This is a genomic window from Fibrobacter sp. UWOV1 (assembly GCF_900142495.1).
GTDB lineage: Bacteria > Fibrobacterota > Fibrobacteria > Fibrobacterales > Fibrobacteraceae > Fibrobacter.
In genome coordinates this window covers 1-9,612 of record NZ_FRBA01000025.1, presented here as the reverse complement: position 1 = coordinate 9,612, position 9,612 = coordinate 1, and the positions used below count along the sequence as shown (strand labels likewise).

General features: G+C 38.4%; 9 protein-coding genes and 1 pseudogene. 9 read left to right on the top strand and 1 reads right to left on the bottom strand.

Annotation, left to right across the window (positions count from 1 at the left end; all coding sequences use genetic code 11):
• Positions 1-225: 225 nt before the first annotated feature.
• From BUC02_RS15530 to BUC02_RS15510, 5 genes are all read left to right on the top strand, one after another.
• Entirely contained in the window at positions 226-648 is a 423-nt protein-coding gene (locus BUC02_RS15530; RefSeq protein WP_073324105.1) for a GIY-YIG nuclease family protein, read from the top strand.
• A 201-nt stretch (positions 649-849) separates the two neighbouring features.
• Complete coding sequence (locus BUC02_RS15525; protein WP_073324103.1) at positions 850-1,137, top strand: 4-fold beta flower protein; 288 nt, start codon at positions 850-852, stop codon at positions 1,135-1,137.
• Positions 1,138-1,193: 56 nt separating this feature from the next.
• Positions 1,194-1,775, top strand: a complete 582-nt coding sequence (locus BUC02_RS15520; protein WP_073324101.1) for a hypothetical protein — start codon at positions 1,194-1,196, stop codon at positions 1,773-1,775.
• Positions 1,776-1,849: 74 nt separating this feature from the next.
• Positions 1,850-2,656 carry a Hachiman antiphage defense system protein HamA gene (locus BUC02_RS15515; protein ID WP_073324099.1) on the top strand — a complete coding sequence of 269 codons (807 nt, stop codon included), beginning with the start codon at positions 1,850-1,852 and terminating at the stop codon, positions 2,654-2,656.
• On the top strand, positions 2,646-5,699 hold the full coding sequence (locus BUC02_RS15510) for a DEAD/DEAH box helicase (RefSeq protein ID WP_073324097.1): 3,054 nt from the start codon (positions 2,646-2,648) through the stop codon (positions 5,697-5,699). Before BUC02_RS15515 ends, BUC02_RS15510 begins: the two co-directional genes overlap by 11 nt.
• Positions 5,700-5,813: 114 nt before the next feature.
• Here the strand turns inward: BUC02_RS15510 and BUC02_RS15505 are convergent, their stop codons facing one another.
• Positions 5,814-6,047, bottom strand: a complete 234-nt coding sequence (locus tag BUC02_RS15505; RefSeq protein WP_139261269.1) for a hypothetical protein — start codon at positions 6,045-6,047, stop codon at positions 5,814-5,816.
• Between the two features lie 307 nt (positions 6,048-6,354).
• Here BUC02_RS15505 and BUC02_RS15500 point away from each other — a divergent pair, with 307 nt between their 5' ends.
• The 4 genes and pseudogenes from BUC02_RS15500 to BUC02_RS15485 all read left to right on the top strand — a co-directional run.
• The gene (locus BUC02_RS15500) at positions 6,355-6,639 is read left to right on the top strand and encodes a hypothetical protein (RefSeq protein WP_073324093.1); all 285 of its coding nucleotides are present in this window, start codon (positions 6,355-6,357) and stop codon (positions 6,637-6,639) included.
• Between the two features lie 140 nt (positions 6,640-6,779).
• Positions 6,780-8,663 carry a P-loop NTPase fold protein gene (locus BUC02_RS15495; RefSeq protein WP_073324091.1) on the top strand — a complete coding sequence of 628 codons (1,884 nt, stop codon included), beginning with the start codon at positions 6,780-6,782 and terminating at the stop codon, positions 8,661-8,663.
• Positions 8,664-8,976: 313 nt separating this feature from the next.
• Positions 8,977-9,243: a transposase gene (locus BUC02_RS15490; RefSeq protein WP_073058387.1), complete on the top strand. Its 267-nt coding sequence runs from the start codon at positions 8,977-8,979 to the stop codon at positions 9,241-9,243.
• A 52-nt stretch (positions 9,244-9,295) separates the two neighbouring features.
• Positions 9,296-9,612: pseudogene (locus BUC02_RS15485) on the top strand (IS3 family transposase); the annotation flags it as partial.

The window sequence follows — 9,612 nt, the reverse complement described above, 5'->3', positions numbered from 1 at the left end:
TTGTGTTTGATTTGTGGTTATTTCAAATCTAAAAATTGGAACATCCTATTTTTTTACCCCCTTAGTGGAATTTGCGAAAGAAAATATACGTTACCTCTCTGCTTGGTGAAGATACGGTTATTCTGTATAATACATGTAGAGACCGTTCTTCAATGATGGAGAAGTTGTCTTAACCATGCGATGGCTTATGCATGATATTATATTCTTTAAAAAAGGAGCAGAAAAATGAAGCTAGAATCTGTCAAATTGCCGAATTTTGACGACCTCGTTCATGAAGCTGGCAAAAAGTTGTACTCGCTTCGAAACCGGTTGTCGATCGATTCAAAAATAATAGGCGATAAAGATGCGTTTTTGCCGCAAGATATCCCCATGGAATGCGGAATATATGCTATATGGGTGAATGATGAGTTGAAATACATAGGCACAATCAGAAGCGAGCAGGGGCTTAGAGGCCGTTTGACAGAGCATCTTATAAATTGCCCTAAGGGTACACAATCAAAGTTGGGGAAGGTGCTGGACGTTGTGAAAGGTGGTGGCCGGATAAGTGTTTCGTTCATCCATGTCGATCCAGAACCCTTCAGGTTGGCCCTTGAGGATGAGTTAATCAGAGAAGCCAAACCGGAGTGGAATCAAAAGAGCATTAGGTAAAGACTGCTGTTGCTGGGAAATTGACAAAAGAGGGGCTGACGCCCCTCTTTTTGGCGTTTTTAGACCTTAAATCAGTCAAAAAAATTGTCAAAAAGGAGTGGGGGTTGATTTTTAAAATAGATTTGGTTATATTGATAGTGTTAATATGTGCAAGGCACAAATAGACACTGTCTGTGGTGCAACAAAAAAAGGAAGAATCGAATGAATCTCTACTGGGCTTGGGGCGGAAAATACATTGGGTTTAGCGAAGACGGCTATTTGTATTCTAAAAGAGGGACTCCCATTGGTTATATAAGTGGGAATGAAATCTTTGATTTTAGCGGAGATTATCTATGTGATATAAAGGATAATCGCCTGATTGTAAAGACAGGAAAATGCGTAGTAGGAGGGGCGAGAGCTAAACCCTGTAGAATGTGTGGAACGTCATTTGCCGTTTGTGCTGGCTATGCAATGTACGCTGGTTGCCAGGATTTTGAGTGGGATGAATAAAAAGGTAATAAAATTGAAATGAAGACTTTGTATATTTCTTTAGAAAAGGGTGACAAATGACGAAGGAAGAAATAATTGCTGGTTTTCTTGTGTCTTTATCTGCAAACGGCGTTACTGATATGGTTAGGTATGTAAAGGCGACGTTGCTCCCGCATCAGATGACGAATTTGTCTACCTGGTTTAGCGTGTGGCAACCGACAATACAGGATGTTGAGGACATTAAAAAAAACGAAAAATTGTGTCGGGTGTTCAGCGTGATGTTTGAAAAAGTCCAGAATGAAATTTTTGAAGAGAAGCTTGATAAATGGGGCTGTATCGCAAGTAATGTTGTAATGGGCAAACATTCTAAGTTTGAGACAGAAAAGAGATTTATAAAACTATTTGATGAATTAGATTTAGAAGAAATAGAATTCCTTTTGAAATTGAAGGCAAAAGGAGAATGGACAACGGATCAGTTATACCCGGAAGGACTTTGCGCCCCTCAAAACACTATGTCGGAACGCAATTGTAGCTTGCAGGTTGCTCTTATTGCAAAACGCCTTGTTAAAGGGACCAATAAAGGAATTGCTCTTACTGGAATGGGTGAGCAGTTCCTAGATTTTGTCAATACGCGTTATGGGAAAGTAGAAAGGGAATGATTTTTTTTGTATACTTCTTTTTTTTTGAATTTTTTATTGATAATGTTGTAGTTGTATAGATTGAGAGTGTTTATATGCATTTTACAGATTGGTTCAATTTTGACAAGAAAATTACCTCGCAGGATGGTAAAGAGATTGAGATTTGGTCATTCTGTTATGATGAATCTCAAAAAGATGTTATGTCCAATTGGGCTAGGGAGTTCAGAAACCTGTATCGTTTAGATTCTAAATTAGACAGGCTTCGTTCCGCAGAAAAATTGTCAAGAAAGGACTATTTACTTCGGCATGCATTTCCGACAAGAGAAAAAGGATTGGGTCCTTCTACTCGTTCGGGAGATTTTTCGGAAATTCTAGTATCACATTTTCTTCAATATATAAAAAAATATTGGATTCCAAGTATAATTCGATACGAAAATAAACCCGTTCAAGATACTTCAACAAAAGGGAGTGATGTTGTTGCAATAAAAATTGTTGACGATTCTTTATGTAATCCTAATGATGAACTTTTTGTTGTAGAAACAAAGTCGAAATATACAGATGGTAAAAAAAATAAATTGCAAGAAGCTGTTAATGATTCTAATAAAGATCCGCGCCGGTTAGGTGAATTTTTAGATTTTGCAAAAAATCGATTCGATCTTCAAGGGAATGAAGATGATATTCAAAAAATAGAACGTTTTCAAAATGAACTTGATAATCCATATAAGAAAAAATTTGGTGCAGCCGCTTTTTATGATGAGAATTTTTTTGACGAAGGAGAAATATCTAAAACAGACTGCTCCGACCATGCTGAAAAAGACAAACTTCGATTACTTCTTGTAAAAGGCCGGGATATGATGAATTTAGTTCATTCACTTTACGAGCGAGCCGCCGATGAAGCCTGAAGCGAAGTCAATTAAAATATTAAAAGTCACGCAATCTTTGGCAAAAATGCTAGAATTTGACGTGCCTGAAGAAGAGAGGATTCTAAGAACCGAACCTCCAGAAAAGTTGTTCACCCTAGTTATTGGTATTCTTGGGGATGTGACGAGACGGATTATAAAAAAACTGGAAATTCCGGAAGAGGATGTTTTATTTTGCGCAAGATTCTTTGATTCATACAAAAATACAGGCCGTTTAAATCTTTTGGATGATTATAATCTGTTAATTGGAGCTGTTGCGTATTATTTGTCTAATTCACCGGGTAGTGCGTCAGTTCTTGTGGAGTCGGTTCGAGAAGATGATCTTAATTTGGAAGGTGAAAAAATAGAGCATGCGTTGTATTGGTTGTTGAAAGGAAAATACAATGTTAGAAAATATGAAGATTCTATTTATCGGAATGAATTAGAATCTTTTGAAGCGAAAACTTCATTCTTTTTCAATTCGGGATCGGGTGAAGAAGATTTATTTGATATTTGTAAAGCTTTGAAAGAAAAAGTTGATTGTTATGGCTCTCCTCGCGAAACATTTCTTTGCAATTTATTATATGCAGTTTGTATTCTGAAAGTAAAGAATTCTTGTTGGAAAAACTTGCCCGTTTTTTCGGGTTTGCCAAAAGATGCTTGGTCTTTCATTATAAAAAAGAAAGGCTTCATAAAGGAATTATGGCCAGCACAAAGGAAAATTGGTGAGCAAGGTGTTTTTCGTGGTGCTTCGGCAGTGTTGCAAATGCCAACAAGTGCTGGTAAGACTAAATCAACGGAAATTATCATAAGATCGGCTTTTCTTGCAAATAGGATAGATTTGGCTGTTATTGTTGCTCCGTTTAGGTCGCTTTGCCATGAAATTAAAAACGATTTTTTTAAATGTTTTCGTGGCGAAAAAGATATTACTATTGATGAAATAACCGATGCGCTAATATCAGAGGATGCAAATGTTTTTTTGAATGAAGGAAAACATATTGTAATTGTTACGCCTGAGAAACTTTATTACTTATTGACTCAAAATAAGGAGTTTGTTTCTAGAGTAGGCTTGGTTATTTATGACGAGGGCCATCAGTTTGATGCAGGAAAACGAGGCGTTACATACGAGTTGCTTTTGACAGAATTGAAGCAACTGTTAGTTAAAGATATACAGATTGTTCTTGTTTCTGCTGTAATATCAAATGCAGATGAAATCGCCCGATGGTTAAGTCCCAAATGCGTTGTTGTTCATGGAAGTAGCAATTTGCCGACTCGTCGCAACTTGGCTTATGTTGATGGTGCGTCTCTAAATTTTTTCAATGAAAAGAATGTTTTTGAAAATGAATTTTTTGCTCCTAGGATTATTCGAGAAAAAAATCTTCCATTAAAAGGAAAGGAACGAAACCAAAGAAAATTTCCAGATCTTTCAGATTCAGATTCTATAACTTTTTATTTGGCTTTAAAACAATCTCAATTTAAATGTGTTGCGGTTTTTATGGGGAAAAAAACTAGTGTGCGACCATTTCTTGATTATATAAATGATATTTATTCAAGGCTTCCCCTAGAATCAAAACCTCCTTGTATAAAGGATGAGCAAATAAAAATATTAAACATCGTTAATTTAAATTTAGGTACAGACAACGCTTTGTTTAAAGCTGCTCGAAATGGGATTTTTGCTCATCATGCGAATATTCCTCAGGGTATTCGTTTGAGTGTTGAAAACGCTGTTCATGAAGAACTTGTAAATTTTTTAGTTTGCACGACAACATTGGCTCAGGGTGTCAATCTTCCAATTAAAAATTTATTTGTTTTGTCTTTATACCAAGATAAGGAACCAATAAAAGTTCGTGATTTCCATAATTTGATGGGACGTGTCGCTCGTTCTGGAAAAATGACAGAGGGAAATGTTATTTTTACAGATGTTGAAATCGCTCGTGATGGCCGAAAAAAGCTGATGATAAATAAGATGATAGCTCCAGAACGAGCGGAGCGATGCGATAGTATGATTAAAGAGTTAATCAAGGAATTTATTGATTGTTATGACAGCGTCGTGAGAAGAAGATTTTCTGTTCCAATTAAATTGTCGGATTTGCTTAAGTATTATATTTCTGAAAAGAATGCTGATTGGGTGGCAAATGAAATTTGCAAGGGGGAGAATGCTTCATCTGTCAGGAATGATTTCTCGAAAATATTGCAAAAAAGATTCAACTATTTAGAGACAATAGATAATTTCCTATGTAATTGTTGTGGAGAAGTAGATGAACTGAATGTGATCGAGCTTGTGAACAAAACTTATGCATATGAGAATTGTAGTAGTCAAGAAGACAGAGATAAAATTGTATATCTTTTTGAAATTCTAAAAGAAAATATTTTAGAAAAGAAACTTGAAAAAGATAGATTAAAACGACTATCTCATACTTTGAGAGGCTTAAATGTTGCTCTCTCGGTAGAAAAATTTGTTAATGATAATAGATTTATATTAGAGAATGTAGAATCGTGTCAGTCCTTTGTGTCTATCATTTCAGGGTTGTTTGTCGAAAAATTTTTCCCTAAAAAAATCTTTTATGGCTACCCTAATCGTGAAAAATTATTACATGCTATACAGTGCTGGGTTAATGGAAATTCATATGCATATTTATTTGACATTTTAAAAGATGAAGTTATTGGATCAAGAAAAGTTACTTTAGAGCATGTTGTTGAAATATTTGATGGATGCTTGTCGTATGACGGATCTGTTCTAGTTAATTCAATTGTCGAAATCCTTATTGGTGATGTTCCTAATCAAGATTTACTCAAAAAAATTCAATTGTATCAGAAGCAGATAAAATACGGGTTGCCAAACATAGAATCGATTGTTTTGTATGAGATAGGTTTTTGCGATAGAACACTAGCATTGAAATTATCGACTCTTTTTAAGGGTATAGAAACAAAGGAAGATATGTTACGTCAGTTGCTTGTTGATGATGTAAAGGTAAAAAGGATATTATCGGAGTATCCGTCGTATTTTGAAAAAAAAGTATATGAACGACTTTTGTATAAATCCTAAATGTGTGAATTAAAAAATATTTTAGTGTGATGAAGTTTTTTGTTGCCCGCTTTCCGCGTTAGGGATCGAAGCCCGTAGGGCCGGGAGGGCCGCTCATATCCCGCGCTCGGCCCTCTAGGCGGGGAAGCCGTGGGGTAACGCCACGGCTTCGTGCCGCGAGAGCCCGCCCCTGCGCAGCAGGGAACGCCCTTGCCCCTTCATGGCCTCGATCAAGTCGAAACCGTCGCTGACCTCCGGCAGGGCTCCGTATTTCTTGTCGAAGTAGTCCTTTTCGAAAATCCTGTCCCTGCGGACCTTGCGGAATTCGCCCTCGTCGCTCATCTCGATTTCGCTAAGCCGCTTTAGCACCGTCGCTTCGTGGGGCTTGCCCTTCTCGGCGAACCAGATTTGGTCACGATATTGGGCGATTTTTGTAAAAATATTCTTACAAGATTGACGCCCTAAATTGGCTTAATTCGCTCAAAAAGGGCAAAAAGTCGGCTCTTTTGTAAACTTTTTCGCGCCGGCGGAGTAGTGCTTTTTGCGGTAATTTGATATTTCCCTGCTATATACATAATAGGAGCTTTTCTCCAATGCAGGAGGGAGGTCTAAACCTCGCTAAGGTTTGTGTAATCCTGGCGGGAAACCATAAACACTTAACCAAGGACGGTATGTCATGGGAATGATGAAACATAAACTCGAAGACAAAAATGCACTTTATGGCCTTGCAGTAGATATTTTGCAGCGCGTAGGCGCAATTAAAACATGTGAGGTTCATGGGGACAGGTGTCTTGTAGATGAGTCGAAACTACAGGATGCGTGTAAATTGGCTAATTCCTGGATTTCAAAAGGCATCGTGGATTGTGGTAGGCGAGAACTCACTGACACTATCAAGGATGTCCTTGAAACAGCACCAGAAGAATGCCCCAGTTGTGCGAATGTAATGTACGATGACGATTGATTATCCCTGAAATTTCCGAAGAAAGACTATTCGAACAGCTTGACGCATGCTTTTCGAATAGTTCTTTTTGAATTTGTCATCTTTTGTCATTTGTTTTTGTTATTTTTCTGGGGAGAGGAAAACTTCTTAAGGGGTGAAATATGTCAAATGAACATATCAAAAAATTTCTTGATGAATATCTTGCAAAACCCTCTAATGATTATGCTGTTTTGATTACGGGTTGTTGGGGCTCGGGTAAGACCTATTTTGTTTCCAAATATATGGGAGGCCAAAAGGTTCATAAAGTTAGGGATTGGCTGATGGATTCTGTCAATAGGATCGTTGTCTATATCAGCCTTTTTGGCGTTAAATCTAGGGAAGATATTGAGAACCGTATTTTTGAAGTTCTTCACCCGCACCTGAAGGAAACAGAAGATTCGTATTTTGCTAAAAGTGGGATAAGCCTTATTAAGGCGCTTGCTAGTCTTACGCCTTTAACTAAAGATTTTGGGGTGCATGCATGTGATGCAATGGCTCTCTTTAACGATGCGCTTTGTAAGAAAGCCAAGAAAAGTAAGAAGGGGCTTGCGGTCATTTTTGATGATGTTGAACGAACTGATATGGATGCTCCGGAGCTTTTAGGGTATATCAACGAATATGTTGAGCACTTGGGAGTATCCTGTATTCTGTTGGCAGATAAGGAACGTTGGGACGAGGCTAATTCTATGCGGGTGGAGCGACCTACGCTTCATCGGCTTGCTAGTACACAAGAGAAAGTTATTGGAAAAATATTCAATATACAGACGACCATAGATGATATTCTAGCGGTTTGGTTAAAAGATGATAAGTTTTTAGATCCGAGATTGTTGAAAATTCTGCAAGAGAATGAAACTGTAATCAAAGAAGTTATACGGCGTTCAGGTGTAAACAATTTTCGTTCTTTGAAGCATGCCTTGCTTGAATTAGAGAGGTTCTTAAGGATAACCTCGATATGGAAGTATCTTGATAATCAGGAGTTTGCGGAACTGTTCTTAAGGGAGTTTATCGCTCTTCGTTATTCCATTTATCTTGGAGAATTAAAGGCTTCTGATATAGGCATTTCAAATTATTTGGCCCAAATACAGGATAAGACAAAAGAAGATTCTCCATATGATAATTTCAAAAAGAAGTATCAAGGCTTTGATTTCATAAGTGAAAGGTCAATTGATTACAAAGAATCTTGGATCAATATATTCAAAAGTTGCTTTGGAGAAAATGTAATTCCAGTTGACGTTGTTAATAATGTTGTTCAAGACGAAATATGGTTCGAAGGTCATGATAAGTACTGGATGTCGAAAGTTGGTGATTTCTTTATGTGCGATGAAGATGCTGATGGAATTGAGGCTTTGAAGACTTTCTATGCATCGATGGATAGTGGTAAAATTCTTGATGCGACCGATTTGTATCTGATATACTATAAGTTGGTCTATTTTGCTGATATTGGTGCATTAAAGGAAAATAAAGCGGAATTCCAAAAAATTATTCTTGATTATGCGAATAAGCATGTTGATGAATTTGAATCCTATGAGATGAAACCAGCGGATTATTATGTTTCCTTTTTTGGAGAATCTGCAAAAAATGGTCAAGATGACAACGATGCTTTCTGGTCAAAACTGAATGCAATTTTTGAACCATTCCAGGAAAAAATTGATAGCGAAAAGATTACTCGTGCTATAGATAAGTTCTTCCAGATATTCATTCCAGACTCGGGTAATGTATATTCGTTGATAACGAACCATGTGTGGAAAGAAAAGGATTTCACTTATTTCTTTTCTGAATTTCTTGCTCATGAACCGAAATTGGGATGGCATAAACATATTGTTCACGCAATATCCGATTTAAAACGAATTGAGAATCGCGATGTTAAAATAAAGGATTGGTGTAAAGAGTTGTTACCTTTTGCGGAGAACCAATGGAAGAAGTGTCTGATGGCTCCGAAGCCCTTGAAAAACAGTCAACTGTCCATCTTTTATCTTCAGAAGGCACTCAAGGAGATTGCTGGATAATCCTGCGTCTGCGTTAGGGATCGAAGCCCGAAGGGCCGGGAGGGCCGCTCGTATCCTGTGCTCGGCCCTCTAGGCGGGGAAACCGTGGGGTGACGCCACGGTTTTGGGTATGATACCATATGTTTTTGCTCGTAAGAGGTTTAGGACTGTATAAAGCGTTTTTTTATAGAATGAAGAAATACGGAATGTATATTCTTTGCTATAAAAGAATAGATTATATTGTAAGCTTCCCCATAATTAGGACTGTTCATAACTAGACAAATGGCAATTCTGCCTGCGTCAAAATGCTACCTTTGGTAGCAAAGGAACAGCCATGAAGAAACTGACTCATTCCGAATCGGAAATCGTCAAAAGCGTAAACGAACTTGAAGCCGGAGTGTCTGCGGACGAAATCTGCAGGCGACTCAATGTTTCCAGAGCCACGCTCTATCAGTGGAAACGGAAGTACGGCGGTCTTGAGGTTAGTCAGCTTAAAAAACTGAAGGAACTCGAAGAAGAAAACGCCAAGCTCAAGAAGATGTACGCCAATCTCGCCCTAGACAACGAGATTCTTCGCGAGGTCATCGAAAAAAAACTCTAGAGCCGAATGTCGCATTGGCCATGCTTGCATGAGCCAATATGACTGAGGCGAATTGAGTTTCTGCAAAACTCTGACGCCCGAGGCCCGCAAGGAGATTGCGGGCGAGATAGCAGAGGATCACGACATCAGCATTACTCGGGCGTGCAGATTGATGGGCATCCACAAGTCGTTCTTCTACTACGAATCTACCAAGGACGATTCCGAGGTTGAGGCTGCGATACGGCAGAAGGCCGAGGTCACCAACGAGGGCTTCTGGAAAATATTCAGGCTGATCCGCAAGGATGGGCATCCGTGGAACCATAAGAAGGTCCACCGCGTCTACGAGGCGATTCATTTCAACAAGCGAAAGCCGTTGCGCAAACGCTTGCC